General features: G+C 65.0%; 11 protein-coding genes. 7 read left to right on the forward strand and 4 right to left on the reverse strand.

Translation table 11 applies throughout. The features are described from left to right. Positions 1-224 precede the first annotated feature (224 nt). Positions 225-1,187: a thioredoxin-disulfide reductase gene (gene trxB / locus ACK56M_RS04640; RefSeq protein WP_015268972.1), complete on the forward strand. Its 963-nt coding sequence runs from the start codon at positions 225-227 to the stop codon at positions 1,185-1,187. A gap of 63 nt (positions 1,188-1,250) precedes the next feature. Here the strand turns inward: trxB and nadC are convergent, their stop codons facing one another. After that, positions 1,251-2,099, reverse strand: a complete 849-nt coding sequence (gene nadC, locus ACK56M_RS04645) for a carboxylating nicotinate-nucleotide diphosphorylase (RefSeq protein ID WP_004376060.1) — start codon at positions 2,097-2,099, stop codon at positions 1,251-1,253. Between the two features lie 242 nt (positions 2,100-2,341). Between nadC and ACK56M_RS04650 the strand changes: the two genes are divergently transcribed. The 3 genes from ACK56M_RS04650 to ampE all read left to right on the forward strand — a co-directional run bounded on the left by ACK56M_RS04650 (position 2,342) and on the right by ampE (position 6,098). Then, positions 2,342-4,489 (forward strand): DUF1631 domain-containing protein, encoded by a 2,148-nt coding sequence (locus tag ACK56M_RS04650; RefSeq protein WP_208211068.1) that lies wholly within the window; start codon positions 2,342-2,344, stop codon positions 4,487-4,489. A 209-nt stretch (positions 4,490-4,698) separates the two neighbouring features. Beyond that, a complete protein-coding gene (ampD, locus tag ACK56M_RS04655) occupies positions 4,699-5,271 on the forward strand; it encodes a 1,6-anhydro-N-acetylmuramyl-L-alanine amidase AmpD (protein WP_096009897.1) in 573 nt (190 codons plus the stop codon). Then, entirely contained in the window at positions 5,268-6,098 is an 831-nt protein-coding gene (gene ampE / locus ACK56M_RS04660) for a regulatory signaling modulator protein AmpE (protein WP_015268975.1), read from the forward strand. The genes ampD and ampE overlap by 4 nt, the downstream gene beginning before the upstream one ends. 197 nt (positions 6,099-6,295) lie before the next feature. Here ampE and ACK56M_RS04665 read toward each other — a convergent pair whose 3' ends face one another. Both ACK56M_RS04665 and cra read right to left on the reverse strand, forming a co-directional pair. Then, positions 6,296-7,072: a TatD family hydrolase gene (locus ACK56M_RS04665; RefSeq protein WP_289805414.1), complete on the reverse strand. Its 777-nt coding sequence runs from the start codon at positions 7,070-7,072 to the stop codon at positions 6,296-6,298. Between the two features lie 2 nt (positions 7,073-7,074). Further along, a complete protein-coding gene (gene cra / locus ACK56M_RS04670) occupies positions 7,075-8,070 on the reverse strand; it encodes a catabolite repressor/activator (protein WP_004376064.1) in 996 nt (331 codons plus the stop codon). 284 nt (positions 8,071-8,354) lie between these two features. Here cra and ptsP point away from each other — a divergent pair, with 284 nt between their 5' ends. From ptsP to ACK56M_RS04685, 3 genes are read left to right on the forward strand one after another with little or no spacing between them, the layout of a single operon-like run. Continuing rightward, positions 8,355-11,207, forward strand: a complete 2,853-nt coding sequence (ptsP, locus tag ACK56M_RS04675) for a phosphoenolpyruvate--protein phosphotransferase (RefSeq protein WP_015268977.1) — start codon at positions 8,355-8,357, stop codon at positions 11,205-11,207. Beyond that, positions 11,208-12,155: a 1-phosphofructokinase gene (gene pfkB / locus ACK56M_RS04680; RefSeq protein WP_015268978.1), complete on the forward strand. Its 948-nt coding sequence runs from the start codon at positions 11,208-11,210 to the stop codon at positions 12,153-12,155. It begins immediately after the preceding gene. Then, positions 12,152-13,891, forward strand: a complete 1,740-nt coding sequence (locus ACK56M_RS04685; RefSeq protein WP_015268979.1) for a PTS fructose-like transporter subunit IIB — start codon at positions 12,152-12,154, stop codon at positions 13,889-13,891. The genes pfkB and ACK56M_RS04685 overlap by 4 nt, the downstream gene beginning before the upstream one ends. A 121-nt stretch (positions 13,892-14,012) precedes the next feature. Here ACK56M_RS04685 and ACK56M_RS04690 read toward each other — a convergent pair whose 3' ends face one another. Continuing rightward, positions 14,013-14,234 (reverse strand): DUF3820 family protein, encoded by a 222-nt coding sequence (locus tag ACK56M_RS04690; protein ID WP_015268980.1) that lies wholly within the window; start codon positions 14,232-14,234, stop codon positions 14,013-14,015. Positions 14,235-14,398: the final 164 nt, after the last annotated feature.

Consider the following 14,398-nt stretch of genomic DNA (forward strand, 5'->3'; position numbering starts at 1 on the left):
GCTTGGCTATCGATCAAATCGCTGAATAGACGATGGCTATGAGGTGGATTGTCGAAGGATATTTCCTTAATCTTTGCGACCTCGCTACAGTGCGCTCACTTTCCGCTTTATGGGCCTGCGCGTTGTAGCCTTCCCCAAGTGCTGCGTGGGTCCTTTTTAATTTCCAGGCAGGCGCAGCCGGTACACCGATGCCGGCCCTGCGGCCCGCTCGACAGGAGTTCGACATGTCTGAAGTACGTCATTCGCGCGTCATCATTCTCGGTTCCGGCCCTGCCGGTTACAGCGCCGCGGTGTATGCCGCCCGTGCCAACCTCAAGCCGCTGCTGATCACCGGCATGCAGGCCGGTGGCCAGCTGACCACTACCACCGAAGTCGACAACTGGCCGGGCGACCCCCACGGCCTGACCGGGCCTGCGCTGATGCAGCGCATGCAGGAACACGCCGAGCGTTTCGAAACCGAAATCGTCTTCGACCACATCAACGCCGTCGACCTGGCCAACAAACCCTTCACCCTGCAGGGTGACAGCGGCAAGTACACCTGTGACGCGTTGATCATCGCCACTGGCGCCAGCGCCCGCTACCTGGGCCTGCCGTCGGAAGAAACCTTCATGGGCAAGGGTGTTTCGGCCTGTGCCACCTGCGACGGCTTCTTCTACCGCAACAAGCCGGTCGCTGTGGTGGGTGGCGGCAACACTGCCGTGGAAGAGGCGCTGTACCTGGCCAACATCGCCAGCAAGGTGACTCTGGTACACCGTCGCGATACCTTCCGCGCCGAGAAGATCCTGGTCGACAAGCTGCACGCCCGTGTGGCCGAAGGCAAGATCGAGCTCAAGCTCAACGCCACCCTGGACGAAGTGCTGGGTGACAACATGGGCGTGACTGGTGCGCGCCTGAAGAACAACGATGGCAGCAGCGACGAAATCAAGGTCGACGGCGTGTTCATCGCCATTGGCCACACCCCGAACACCTCGCTGTTCGAAGGCCAGCTGACCCTCAAGGACGGCTACCTGGTGGTCAACGGCGGCCGTGAGGGCAATGCCACCGCCACCAACATCGAGGGCGTGTTCGCCGCCGGTGACGTGGCCGACCACGTTTATCGCCAGGCCATTACCTCGGCCGGTGCCGGCTGCATGGCGGCGCTGGATGTCGAGCGTTACCTGGATGGGCTGGCCAACGCTTCGTTCTGATCCGAGAGCGCCCCCAATGAAAAAACCGGCCCTGAGGCCGGTTTTTTCATGCCTGCAATCAGCTTACAGGCTCAAACGCATCGACAGGTCCACCGCCTTCACATCCTTGGTCATGGCACCAATCGAGATGTAGTCCACCCCAGTCTCGGCAATCACCCGCAAGGTCGTCTCGTTGACCCCGCCACTGGCTTCCAGCTTGGCCTTGCCCGCAGTAATGCGCACTGCTTCGCGCATCTCTTCCAGGGTCAGCTCGTCGAGCATGATGATGTCGGCACCAGCGGCCAGTGCCTGGCGCAGCTCATCCAGGCTTTCCACTTCAATTTCCACCGGCTTGCCCGGCGCAATGCGGTGCGCCGCCGCCACGGCCGCGGCCACGCCGCCGCTGGCTGCGATGTGGTTTTCCTTGATCAGGAAGGCGTCGTACAGGCCGATGCGGTGGTTGTCGCAACCGCCGCAGGTCACTGCATACTTCTGCGCCAGGCGCAGGCCCGGCAGGGTCTTGCGGGTGTCCAGCAGGCGTACCTGGGTGCCTTCCACCAGGTCGGCAAGGAAGCGCGCACGAGTGGCGACACCCGACAGCATCTGCAGGAAGTTCAATGCACTGCGCTCACCACTGAGCAGCGAACGCGCGGGGCCCTCCAGATGGAACAGCGGCTGGTTGGCCGTGGCGCGCTCGCCATCGGCCACCTGCCAGTGCACGGCCACGCGTGGGTCGAGTTGGCGGAACACGGCATCGACCCAGGCGGTGCCGGCGATCACGCAGTCTTCGCGGGTAATGATGGTCGCCTTGGCCAGGCGCTCGGCCGGGATCAACTGCGCGGTGATATCGCCACTGCCGATGTCCTCCAACAGCGCACGGCGCACGTTGGCTTCGATTTCAGCGGTCAGGTCGGCAAGGCGTAGGTTCGGCATGGTCGGCTCCACAAGCTAGATGCCGGCGATTATAGGGCAGGGGGCCGGTGTGTACAGTCGCCTTGGCGATGACCTTTAGTCGGCCGGTGTGAGCAGGCGGGGTAAATCAGGGTCATTAGCCAGCAAGTGAAACGGCGCTGGCAGCTATGCGGATTTTTACCGATAATGGTGACCAGTATTTGGCGTCATGACTTTGACGATCTTCAGCCCCTTCGGGCGAGACACCCTGCAAGGAGTACAGGATGCAAAAAGAAGGCAAGGTGGTGCCCTTGGCGGCAGCCATCGATCGAGGCGGGCGTACGCCTCTGCCTTGCCTTCCGGTATTGCTCCTGCAGGTGCGCGACAAGGCCGCCTTGCAGTTGCGTCAGGGCCTGCAGGGCTTGTTCGACAATGCTGACGACACCCTCTTCGAGATGGCCGACAAGGCCTTGGACCGCGGTGACCAGAACCTGTACTTCGAAGCCATGCGCGACCTGCGCCTGAAGCGCAAGAGCATCGAGCGCGGTTTTCTCGACACGTTCTATGATGCCTTTGCCCGTATCGGCCAGGTTGACCTGCTGGCGCACATGGTCGAGCCGGGCAACCTGCGCAGCAAGGCCCACGTGGAACGGGCTGGCGCGATAGAAGGCATGGTCGCGCGTGTGCTGTCACGCGACGGTATTGCCCTGCAGCAACTGGGCCTGCGCTTGCAGGTACTGCTCGACCGCCCCCTGCACGAGCAGCACAACCCGCTGGGGCCCGCAGCGCTGTGCGGCTACTTCCTCGACGCTGGCCGCAACCTGGGGGTTGGCCTGCGGGTCAAGCTGGTCCTGCTCAAACTGTTCGAGCGCTATGTGTTGCGCGATGCCGACGTGATCTATGGCGAAGCCAACCAGTTGCTGGCCGCCGCCGGTGTACTGCCTGAATTGCCGTCGGCACCACGTCGGCGTGCCGAAGATCGGCGCATGAGCGCAGGTCGTGGGCCGGCGAACCTGGGTCACGAGGTGGGCTCGGACGCGGCAGGGCAGGCTTTCTTTGCCTCGTTGCAAACACTGCTGGCCCCGGTGCGTGGAAAGTTCGCGCCTCGTTTGCAGGCGGTGGCCGCCGCCCAGCCAATCAGCACCGCCGACCTGCTGCGCCTGCTTTCGCATTTGCAGCACTATGTGCCCGCTACCCACGAGGCCGACGATTTCGAACTTGGCCAACAGCTTGAACAATTGCTGTTGCGGGTCAGCGTGCGCAGCGGCACACGCCGGCGTATCGATGTTGCCGACGAGGACATGATCAACCTGGTTGGCCTGCTGTTCGCCTTCATCCAGGACGACGACAACTTGCCGGCCAGCCTGCGTGCGCTGATCGGGCGTTTGCACATTCCGCTGCTTAAAGTGGCCCTGTTGGACAAGGGGCTGCTCAGTCGTGCCAGCCACCCGGCCCGCCGGCTGCTCAACGAGATCGCTGGCGCGGCAATCGGCTGGGAATGTGGCGGCGACGGTATGCGTGACAGCCTGCACCTGCGGGTGGAGCGTATCGTCCAGCGCCTTCTCAATGATTTTGCCGAAGATACCAGCCTGTTCTCCGAACTGCTCGAAGACTTCCTCGCTTTTAACCAGGACGAGCGGCGGCGCAACGAACTGCTCGAACAACGCACCCGCGACGCCGAAGAAGGGCGTGCCCGAACACTGCAGGCCAGGCAGCAGGTGCAGCATGCTCTCAACCAACGGCTGCGCGGCAGGTTATTGCCGCAGGTGGTGGTACAGATGCTGGTGCAAGCCTGGAGCCAGGTACTGCTGTTGGCCTGGCTCAAGCAAGGTGAAGCATCCCAGGCCTGGCGGGATGCCTTGCAGACGATGGACACGCTGCTGGCCAGCATCACTCCGCCGCATGAGCCGCATGCCTTGCTGCAGCAGGTACCGGGCCTGCTCAAGGCACTGCGCGATGGCCTGGCCAGCGTGGCCCTGGACTCGGCAGCGACCCGCGAATTCTTCCTGCAACTGGAACAGCTGCACCTGCGTGCCTGCGCGGGTACCGCGATGCAGCCCGGCACTGAGGGCCAGCCTTTGAGCGAAGTGCTGGTGGCCGAGGACATCGTCCTGGCGATTGCCGAGGAACCCGCTTGTGCTCCGTCGCAGTTTGCCGACGGGCAGGCTGTCGCCGTGCGTCAGGTGCAGCGCCTGCGTATCGGTACCTGGGTAGAAGTGCTGGACGAGGACGAACCGCTGCGCTGCAAACTGGTGGCGCGCGTCGACAGTAGCGACCGGCTGGTGTTCGCCAACCGCACCGGCATGAAAGTACGCGAATGGAACGGGGCCAGCCTGGCCCGGGCACTGCATCGAGGTGAGGTGCGGGTGCTGGATGACGGGCTTTTGTTCGAGCGGGCGCTTGAGGCGGTGCTCGACGGGCTGCGGCGGTAGGTACAACTGTCTTGCGCATTATCTGCAAGCTGGCACGATCTCTGTGGGAGCGGGCGTGCCCGCGAAACAAGCGCCGCGGTGGATGGCACCGGCTGCGCCGGTGTTCGCGGGCACGCCCGCTCCCACAGCATTACAATGATTCACATGCAAACGCCGTTGGCCGCAGGGCATACTGTTGACCTGTTCACGGCGCTCTCAGGATCTGCCCCATGCAATTGGACCGTGCCACTGGCTGGTTCCACGGAATCGGAATCACCCACTGCCCCTCGCCGAACTTCAATGCTCGCCCCGAAGGCGAATCGATTTCCCTGCTGGTTATTCACAACATCAGCCTGCCGCCGGCCTGCTTCGGTACCGGCAAGGTCCAGCAATTCTTCCAGAACCGCCTGGACCCCAATGAGCACTCGTACTTCGCCAGCATCAATCACCTGACCGTATCGGCGCACCTGTTCGTCGAGCGTGACGGTGCGGTGACCCAGTTCGTGTCGTTGCTCGACCGCGCCTGGCATGCTGGTGTGTCGTGCTTCGACGGGCGTGAAGGCTGTAACGATTTCTCCATCGGTATAGAACTGGAAGGCACCGACGACCTGCCCTATACCGATGCCCAGTACGCGGTGCTGGAGCAACTTACCCGGCACATCCGCGGTGCCTGGCCGGCCATCGGGCTGGACCGCATCCAGGGCCATAGCGACATTGCCCCGCAGCGCAAGACCGACCCCGGCCCGGCCTTCGACTGGCCGCGCTACCGAAAGGCGCTGCAGCAAAACGAGGAAAAGGCATGAGTTTTCTGGTGTTGTTGCTGGCGCTTTGGGTCGAGAAGTTCTCGGCCCTGCGCCATCAGGTGCAGCGAGATGGGTTCTTCCTCGGCGAACTGGTGCGCCTGGAGCGCAGCGGCAAGGTGCACCCATGGTGGACGCTGGCCATTCTGGTGTTGGCACCGGTAGCGCTGCTGGTTTTGCTGCTGCATGTTCTGGACCCGGTGGCGTATGGCTTGCTGGCGTTGCCGGTGCACCTGCTGGTGCTGATCTACAGTCTGGGCCGCGGCGATGCCAAGGCATCGATGGGGCCGTTCCGTGATGCCTGGCGGCGCGGTGATGACCAGGCCGCGCTGCACGTGGCCGAGCGCGACCTAGGTCTGGCGGCCGACGAGCCGCAAAGCCTGTTGGTGCAGGTGCAGGGCAACCTGCTGTGGCAGGTGTACCAAGGCTTTTTCGCGGTGATCTTCTGGTACTTCGTGCTGGGCCCGGGTGCAGCCCTGGCCTATCGCTTGCTGGCTCTGTGTGGCGAACACAGCAAGCAACCGGCGTTGAAGGCCCGTGCCGAGCAGCTCAGGCATATCATGGACTGGCTGCCGGTACGGGTGCTGGCCTTGAGTTTCGCCCTGGTCGGCAACTTTCTCGCGGTCACCCGGGTGATGCTGCACGAGGTGCTCAACTGGCACATCAGCGCCGCCCACCTGGTTGCCAGGGTCGGGCGCATTGCCGATGACATTCCCGAAGAAGAAGACAGCCAGCGCGGGCTGGGGCGGCTCGACAGCCTGTGGGAGCTGCTGCTGCGCTGTGCGGTGCTGTGGTATGCCGGGTTTGCGCTGTGGACGGTTCTAGTCTGATCTGAAGCTAGGCGCGGCTCCTTGCGGGAGCGTAGCAGCCCCAGGTTTTCAGCTTCGCCGCATAGATTGCCGGGGCCGCGTTGCGGCCCTTTCGCGACACAAGGCCGCTCCTACAGGGGCTGTGCAAATCCTGAGGGTAGCGCTGTACCTGTGGGAGCGGGTTTACCCGCGAAGAGTCCGGCACGGGCACACAGCTGCTACCAGCGAAACAACTCGCAAGCGTTGCGACTACTGGCCTCAGCCAGTTCGCCAACTTCCACACCCATCACCTGCGCCAGCGCCCCGGCAATCTCCGGCAGGTGTTCCGGGCTGTTCCTTACCCCGGGGAACATAACCGGCGCCATGTCCGGCGCATCGGTCTCCAGCACCACGCTGTCCAGCGGCAACCGCGCCAGGGTCTTGCGCAGCCGTAGGGCCTGCGGCCAGGTACCCGCACCGCCAAGCCCAAGCCGGAAGCCCAGCTTGATGTACTCGCGGGCCTCTTCGTAACTGCCGGCAAACGCATGTATCACCCCCGCCCGCGCCGGCTTGTAGCGCTTGAGCGTGGCGATCAGCTGCGCATGGCTGCGGCGCACGTGGAGCAGGGCGGGCAGTTCAAAGTCGCAGGCCATCTGCAGTTGCGCTTCGAACAGCGCCTGCTGGCGGGCCTTGTCCAGGTCTTCGAGGTAATAGTCCAGGCCAAACTCGCCCACGGCACATAGCCGTGGGTCGCCGCGCAGGCGCTCCAGCCACTCGCGCAGCTGCGCCAGGTGCTCCGGGCGATGCTGGTCAAGGTATATCGGGTGCAGGCCGAGCGCGGCGAACAGGCGCTGGTCGGCACAGGCCAGGTCCCACACCCGCTGGAAATTCGCCTGGTACACCCCCAGCACCACCATCCTCTCCACCCCGCGCGACACCGCGTTGGCCAGCAGTTGTTGGCGGTCGGCGTCGAAGTCGGGGAAGTCCAGGTGGGTGTGGGTGTCGATCAGGCGCATATTCAGGCCGCTGTAATGCGTTGCTTGAACGTTCGACCGACGGCATGCACGCCAGGTTCGTAGCGTTTGTCCTCGATCGCGGCCAGTGCCAGTTCCAGCGCGGTGGCGGCAATCAGGCCATGCTGCTGGGCCATGGCATTGACTGGCAGCGGCAGGAAGTCGAGCAACTGGTTGTCGCCAAAGGTACCCAGCTGCAGCTGGCGTGAGTCGGCAGTGCGCGCCTGCAGGGTGTCGAACACCCCTTGCAGCAGCACGTAGGAGGTTGTCACCAGGGCATCCGGCAGGCCGCCAAGGTCATCGATCAGTTGCTGCATCAGGCGCTGGCCGCACTCTCGGCTGAACGCTTCGCCCTGATAGCGGCGAACCTCGCCGGCATAGCCTTGCAGGGCTTCGTCGAAGCCACCGGCACGTGCCTGGCTGACCGACAGCTCGGGGCGGGCGCCGATCAAGGCGATGCTGCGCGGGGCGGCGCTCAACAAGCTGGCGGCCAGCTGGCGGCTGGCGTCGCGGTCGTCGCTGATCACCGAGCAGAAGTGCGCAGGGTCCAGGCGGCGGTCGATGGCGATTACCGGCAGGCCTTTGTCCTGCAGCTCGCGGTAGCTGTCGTCTTCTGGCGGCAGGCAGCTGGCGACGAACAGTGCATCGCAACGGCGGGCGCGGAACAGCTGTTGCAACTGGCGCTCGCTGTCGGGCTGGTCGTCGCTGCTGGCAATCAGCAACTGGTAGCCACGGGCGCGGGCACCTTGTTCGAGCTGCTTGGCAATGCGGGCGTAGCTGGGGTTCTCCAGATCCGGGAGAATGAAGCCCAGAGTGCGGGTATGCCGGCTGCGCAGGCCAGCGGCCTGCGGGTTGGGGGTGAAGCCGTGGGCCTCGACCACCGCGCGTACCCGCTCGACAGTGCTGTTGCTGATGCGCTGCTGTTCGGCCTTGCCATTGATGACGTAGCTGGCAGTGGTCACGGACACACCGGCCAGACGGGCGATATCGCTGAGTTTCACCGAATTTTCCTTGTTATTACCGGGGCTGGCTGTGAGCCCTGACCGGGTAGTTTGACCCGGCGAGGGCGCCACGCGCAGACGACCATTGTCGCAATTGTCCGACAGGATGGGGCTTTTTCATCGGCAGATTATCGAGTAACGTGGCCGCCTGGTCAGATTAATCGTTTCAGCTGCCGAATTTTCTGCCTCGGCTGCCATCGGTGCAAGGCTGTTGAACTGGCCGTTCATGTGAATTCCACAACAATACTCCAGTACCCGACCGGGAACTGCAAAAGGAGAAGGTCATGCTCGAGCTCGCCAAGGAGCAGATAGCCATGGGCCAGAAGGCCGCCGACAAGGCCGAGGCATTGCGCCTGCTGGCCGACCGGCTGGTCGCTGACGGCCTGGTCGCCGAGGGATACCTGCAAGGGCTGCAGGCCCGAGAGGCACAAGGCTCCACCTTCCTTGGGCAGGGCATTGCCATCCCCCATGGCACGCCGCAGACCCGTGACCTGGTGTACGCCACCGGCGTGCGCCTGTTGCAGTTTCCCGAGGGCGTGGACTGGGGCGATGGCCAGATGGTCTATCTGGCTATCGGCATCGCTGCCCGTTCCGATGAGCACCTGCGCCTGTTGCAACTGCTGACCCGCGCCCTGGGCGAGACCGACCTGGCCGAAGCTCTGCGCCGCGCCGGTTCCGCGGAGGCGTTGCTGAAGCTGTTGCAGGGCGCGCCTCAGGAACTGGCGCTGGATGCGCAGTTGGTCGGCCTGAACCTGCCGGCCGAAGACTTCGATGAACTGGCCTGGCGCGGCGCCCGCCTGTTACAGCGCGCCGACTGCGTCGATAGCGGTTTTGCCGCCGTCCTGCAGCAGGCCGAACCGCTGCCGCTGGGCGAGGGCCTGTGGTGGCTGCACAGCGAGCGCCAGGTGCGCCAGCCGGGGCTGGCCTTCATCACCCCGCAGCAGCCGCTGCGTTACCGCGACCAACCGCTCAACGGCCTGTTCTGCCTGGCCAGCCTCGGTGCAGCCCACCAGGCCTTGCTCGAACGCCTGTGCGAAGTGCTGATCGAAGGCCGCGGGCAGATGCTCTACCAGGCCACCAGCAGCCGCGCGGTGCTGGAGGTGCTAGGCGGTGAGGCGCCGGCAGGCTGGCCCAGTGCGCGCGTGGTGCTGGCCAACCCGCACGGTTTGCATGCCCGCCCGGCAAAGGTATTGGCGCAACTGGCCAAAGGTTTCGATGGGGAAATCCGTGTGCGGCTGGCGGATAGCGCGCAGCCGGCGGTGTCGGTGAAGAGCCTGAGCAAGCTGCTCAGTCTCGGCGCCCGACGTGGCCAGACACTGGAACTGGTGGCTGAGCCCGGCATCGCCCCCGATGCCTTGCCGGTGCTGTTGGCCGCCATCGAACAAGGCCTGGGTGAAGAGGTGGAGCCACTGCCGCAGAGTGCTGAGGTTGTAGCTGGCGCAGCGGCCGAAGTGCTGCAAGCGCCCGCGGCCGGTAGCCGTATCCACGGCGTGGGTGCTGCGCCCGGCATTGCCTGTGGCCCGGCCCATGTGTGTGTCGAGCGTGAGTTCGACTACCCCCTGCGCGGTGAGTCCTGCGCCCAGGAGCGGCAGAAGCTGCGTGAAGCTGTGGCGACCGTGAATGGCGAGCTGCAGGCCTTGGTCCAGCGCAGCGACAAGGCCATTGGCGAAATCTTCGTCACCCATCAGGAAATGCTCGCAGACCCGGCCCTGAGCGACGATGTCGAGCAGCGCCTGGGCCAGGGCGAAAGCGCCGCGGCAGCATGGATGGCAGTGATCGAGGCGGCGGCGCGTCAACAGGAGTCGCTGCACGATGCCTTGCTCGCCGAACGTGCTGCCGACCTGCGTGACATCGGCCGCCGCGTGCTGGCGCAGTTGTGTGGCGTGCAGGCCCAGGCTGAACCCGAGCAACCCTACGTGCTGGTAATGACCGAAGTCGGCCCGTCCGATGTCGCCCGGCTGGACCCGAGCCGCGTCGCCGGTATCGTCACCGCTCAGGGTGGCGCCACCGCCCACAGTGCCATCGTCGCCCGTGCCTTGGGTATTCCGGCGGTGGTGGGCGCGGGGGCGTCGATACTGCTGTTGGACAGCGGCACGCCGTTGCTGCTCGATGGCCAGCGTGGCGTGGTCAGCGTGGCGCCGCCGGCGGATGAACTGCAAAAGGCCCTGGCCGAGCGCGACCTGCGCGAGCAACGCTTGCAGGCCGCCTGGGCCAACCGCTTCGAGCCGGCGGTCACTCGCGATGGTCACGCTGTCGAGGTGTTTGCCAACATCGGCGAGAGCAACGGCATCGCCAAGGTAGTGGAGCAGGGCGCCGAAGGCGTGGGCCTGCTGCGCACCGAGTTGATTTTCATGGCCCACACCCAGGCCCCGGACGTGGCGACCCAGGAAGCCGAGTACCGCCGCGTGCTCGATGGCCTCGACGGGCGCCCGCTGGTGGTGCGCACCCTCGATGTTGGTGGCGACAAGCCGCTGCCGTACTGGCCGATCGCTGCCGAGGAAAACCCGTTCCTCGGTGTGCGCGGCGTACGCCTTACCCTGCAGCGCCCGCAGGTGATGGAAGACCAGTTGCGCGCCTTGCTGCGCGCTGCCGACCAGCGCCCGCTGCGCATCATGTTCCCGATGGTCGGGCAGGTGCATGAATGGCGCGAGGCGCGCGCCATGGTCGAGCGCCTGCGCGCCGAGATCCCGGTAGCCGACCTGCAACTGGGTATCATGGTCGAAGTGCCCTCGGCAGCGCTGTTGGCACCACAACTGGCGCGCGAAGTGGACTTTTTCAGCATCGGCACCAACGACCTGACCCAGTACACCTTGGCCATCGACCGTGGTCACCCCAGTCTCTCGGCCCAGGCCGACGGCCTGCACCCGGCGGTGCTCAGCCTGATCGACATGACCGTGCGCGCCGCCCATGCCCATGGCAAGTGGGTGGGCGTGTGCGGCGAGCTGGCGGCCGACCCGCAGGCAGTGGCCGTGCTGCTGGGCCTGGACGTGGACGAACTCAGCGTCGCCGCGCGCAGCATTGCCGAAGTCAAGGCCCTGGTTCGCCAGGCCGATCACCAGACGGCCCGCGCCCTGGCGCGCGAGGCCCTGCAACAGGACAGCGCCGCAGCGGTTCGCGCGCTGGTGGAGCGTTACTGAATGGCCAAGATCCTCACCCTCACCCTGAACCCTGCGCTGGATATCACCATCGGCCTGGGTACCCTGCGCCCAGGGCAGGTCAATCGCAGCCAGGAGCAGCACAGCCACGCCGCAGGCAAGGGGCTGAACGTTGCCCAGGTACTGGCCGACCTGGGCCACACCGTCACTGTTGGCGGCTTCCTCGGGCGTGACAACCTGCAGCCTTTCGAGGCGCTGATCGACTGGCGCGGCTTCGTCGACTGCTTTGTCCGCGTGCCGGGCGAAACCCGCAGTAATATCAAGCTGGTCGAAGCCGATGGCCGTGTCACCGACATCAACGGCCAAGGCCCGGAAGTCGACGAAGCGGCGCGCAGTGCATTGCTGCGCTGCCTGGCGCAGGTTGCCCCGGGCCACGATGCGGTGGTGGTGGCTGGTAGCCTGCCGCGTGGGATCAGCGCCGACTGGTTCCGACAGTTGCTCGAACAGCTCAAGGCGCAAGGCCTGAAGGTGGCCCTGGACAGCAGCGGCGAAGCCCTGCGTGCCGGCCTGCAGAGCTCGCCCTGGCTGGTCAAGCCCAATACCGAAGAGTTGGGCGAGGTGCTCGGCCTGGCTGTGGATAACCCGGCGCAGCAGCGCGCTGCTGCCGAGCGCCTGCTGGCCAGTGGCGTCGAACACGTGGTGGTGTCGGCGGGAGAGCAGGGCGTCAGCTGGTTCACCCACGGCCATGCCGTACATGCTTGCCCGCCCAAGGTGCAGGTTGCCAGCACAGTGGGTGCAGGTGATTCGCTGGTGGCCGGCATGGTCCACGGCCTGCTGCAGGGCGAAGCCCCGGCGCAGACCTTGACCCGTGCAACCGCCATCGCTGCACAGGCTGTTACCCAGGTTGGTTTCGGCATCCTTGACCGCGAGCAACTGGCGCGTCTGGAAGCTGCCGTGCAACTGAAAGAACAAAAAGAGGGTTGCCGATGAACATTGCCATTGTCACTGCCTGCCCCAACGGCCAGGTATCAAGCGTGCTGAGCGCGCGCTTGCTGTCCGCCGCAGCCCAGCGGCGAGGCTGGAGTACCAGCGTCGAAGTGCAGGATGCCGGCCACCCCGAGCGGCAACTGAGCGCCACGCAGATCGCCGAGGCCGACTGGGTGCTGGTGGTCAGCACCGGCCCGGTGGACCTGGAGCGTTTCGTCGGCAAGCGCGTGTACCAGAGCACGCCATCCCAGGCTTTGGCCGACCGCGAAGGCTTCCTCGATGAGGCGGCTTCCAACGCCCGTCTGCTGGCCACGGTGCCAGGACTTCCGGCTGAAACTGGCAGCGCTGGCGCACGCATCGTCGCCGTCACGGCTTGCCCGACTGGCGTCGCGCATACATTCATGGCCGCGGAAGCCTTGCAGCAGGCTGCGCAGCAACTGGGCTACGAGCTCACCGTCGAGACCCAGGGCTCGGTCGGTGCGCGCAACCCCTTGTCTGCCGAAGCCATCGCTGCAGCGGATGTAGTGCTGCTGGCCGCCGACATCGAAGTGCCCACCGCGCGTTTCGCTGGCAAGCGCATTTACCGTTGTGGCACCGGTATCGCCCTCAAGCAGGCCCGCGCGACCCTCGACAAGGCCCTGGCTGATGCCAAGGTGGAAAACAGCGGCGATGCCGCAGCGGCGAGCACGCCAGCCAAGGGCGAGAAGAGCGGGGTATACAAGCACCTGCTCACTGGCGTGTCGTTCATGCTGCCGATGGTGGTGGCTGGCGGCCTGCTGATTGCCCTGTCGTTCGTATTCGGTATCGAGGCTTACAAAGAAGCGGGCACCTTGCCGGCGGCGTTGATGCAGATCGGTGGCGAGGCTGCGTTCAAGTTGATGGTGCCGCTGCTGGCGGGCTACATCGCCTGGTCCATCGCCGACCGCCCGGGGCTGGCGCCCGGCATGATCGGCGGCCTGCTGGCCAGCACCCTGGGCGCCGGTTTCATCGGTGGTATCGTCGCCGGCTTCCTCGCCGGCTACAGCGCCAAGGCCATTGCCCGCTGGGCGCGCCTGCCCAGCAGCCTGGAGGCACTCAAGCCGATCCTGATCATCCCGCTGCTGGCCAGCCTGTTCACCGGCCTGGTGATGATCTACGTGGTCGGCCAGCCGGTGGCGGCGATGCTGGAAGGGCTCACGCATTTTCTCGACAGCATGGGCACCACCAATGCCATCCTCTTGGGCCTGTTGCTGGGCGGCATGATGTGCGTCGATCTGGGAGGGCCGATCAACAAGGCCGCCTATGCCTTCTCGGTGGGGCTGTTGGCCTCGTCGAGCTATGCACCGATGGCAGCGACCATGGCCGCCGGCATGGTGCCGCCGATTGGCCTGGGTATCGCCAGCTTCCTGGCCCGACGCAAGTTTGCCCAGAGCGAGCGTGAAGCGGGCAAGGCGGCCCTGGCGCTGGGGCTGTGCTTCATATCCGAAGGGGCGATCCCGTTTGCCGCCAAGGACCCGCTGCGGGTGATCCCGGCCAGCGTGGCCGGCGGGGCATTGACCGGGGCATTGTCGATGTACTTCGGCTGCAAGCTGATGGCGCCGCACGGCGGCCTGTTCGTGTTGCTGATACCCAATGCGATCAACCATGCGCTGCTGTACTTGTTGGCGATCGTGGCGGGCAGCCTGCTGACGGCGGTGGTGTATGCGGTGATCAAGAAGAGCGAGCGGGTGGAGTTGGCGGTAGCGCCGGTGAAGGGTTAGAGATTTCAGCGGGCCTTACTGGCCTCTTCGCGGGCACGCCCGCTCCCACAGGGTCACTGCAAGCTTCAGGATCATGCAGTAACTGTGGGAGCGGGCGTGCCCGCGAAGAGGCCGGAACAGGTCAACGCCCGTGCTTCTGCCGCAACGGCACAAGCAGATCGCCCAGCCCGTTGTGATCGATCTCGTGCATCAGCGCCAGCAACCCACCCAATTCCCCCGCCGGGAAACCCTTGCGCGCAAACCAGGCCAGGTAATCCCCTGGCAAGTCGGCAATGATTCGTCCCTGGTACTTGCCAAACGGCATGGTGCGGGTGACCAGCAGTTCGAGGGTTTCCGGCTTCATCATCGGCGCACCTGGCTGTTGAAAAGCGCCGACCATACTGCAATCTGCACGAAGGCCCAAGCGGCAATCATGCAGAACGCCGTGATCAAGCTCAGACCTTCTGTTTTTATATTGTTGATTTTTAAGGACTTTATAGATAGTCCTCGCTTGGCACGAACGCTGCT

Source organism: Pseudomonas sp. s4 (assembly GCF_046764235.1).
GTDB classification, from domain to species: Bacteria; Pseudomonadota; Gammaproteobacteria; order Pseudomonadales; family Pseudomonadaceae; genus Aquipseudomonas; species Aquipseudomonas asiatica.

Bases quoted from the DNA above. Each gene is read 5' to 3' on its own strand.
- trxB (WP_015268972.1), top strand. From the start codon at position 225: ATGTCTGAAGTACGTCATTCGCGCGTCATCATTCTCGGTTCCGGCCCT.
- nadC (WP_004376060.1), bottom strand. From the start codon at position 2,099: ATGCCGAACCTACGCCTTGCCGACCTGACCGCTGAAATCGAAGCCAAC.
- ACK56M_RS04650 (WP_208211068.1), top strand. From the start codon at position 2,342: ATGCAAAAAGAAGGCAAGGTGGTGCCCTTGGCGGCAGCCATCGATCGA.
- ampD (WP_096009897.1), top strand. From the start codon at position 4,699: ATGCAATTGGACCGTGCCACTGGCTGGTTCCACGGAATCGGAATCACC.
- ampE (WP_015268975.1), top strand. From the start codon at position 5,268: ATGAGTTTTCTGGTGTTGTTGCTGGCGCTTTGGGTCGAGAAGTTCTCG.
- ACK56M_RS04665 (WP_289805414.1), bottom strand. From the start codon at position 7,072: ATGCGCCTGATCGACACCCACACCCACCTGGACTTCCCCGACTTCGAC.
- ptsP (WP_015268977.1), top strand. From the start codon at position 8,355: ATGCTCGAGCTCGCCAAGGAGCAGATAGCCATGGGCCAGAAGGCCGCC.
- pfkB (WP_015268978.1), top strand. From the start codon at position 11,208: ATGGCCAAGATCCTCACCCTCACCCTGAACCCTGCGCTGGATATCACC.
- ACK56M_RS04685 (WP_015268979.1), top strand. From the start codon at position 12,152: ATGAACATTGCCATTGTCACTGCCTGCCCCAACGGCCAGGTATCAAGC.
- ACK56M_RS04690 (WP_015268980.1), bottom strand. From the start codon at position 14,234: ATGAAGCCGGAAACCCTCGAACTGCTGGTCACCCGCACCATGCCGTTT.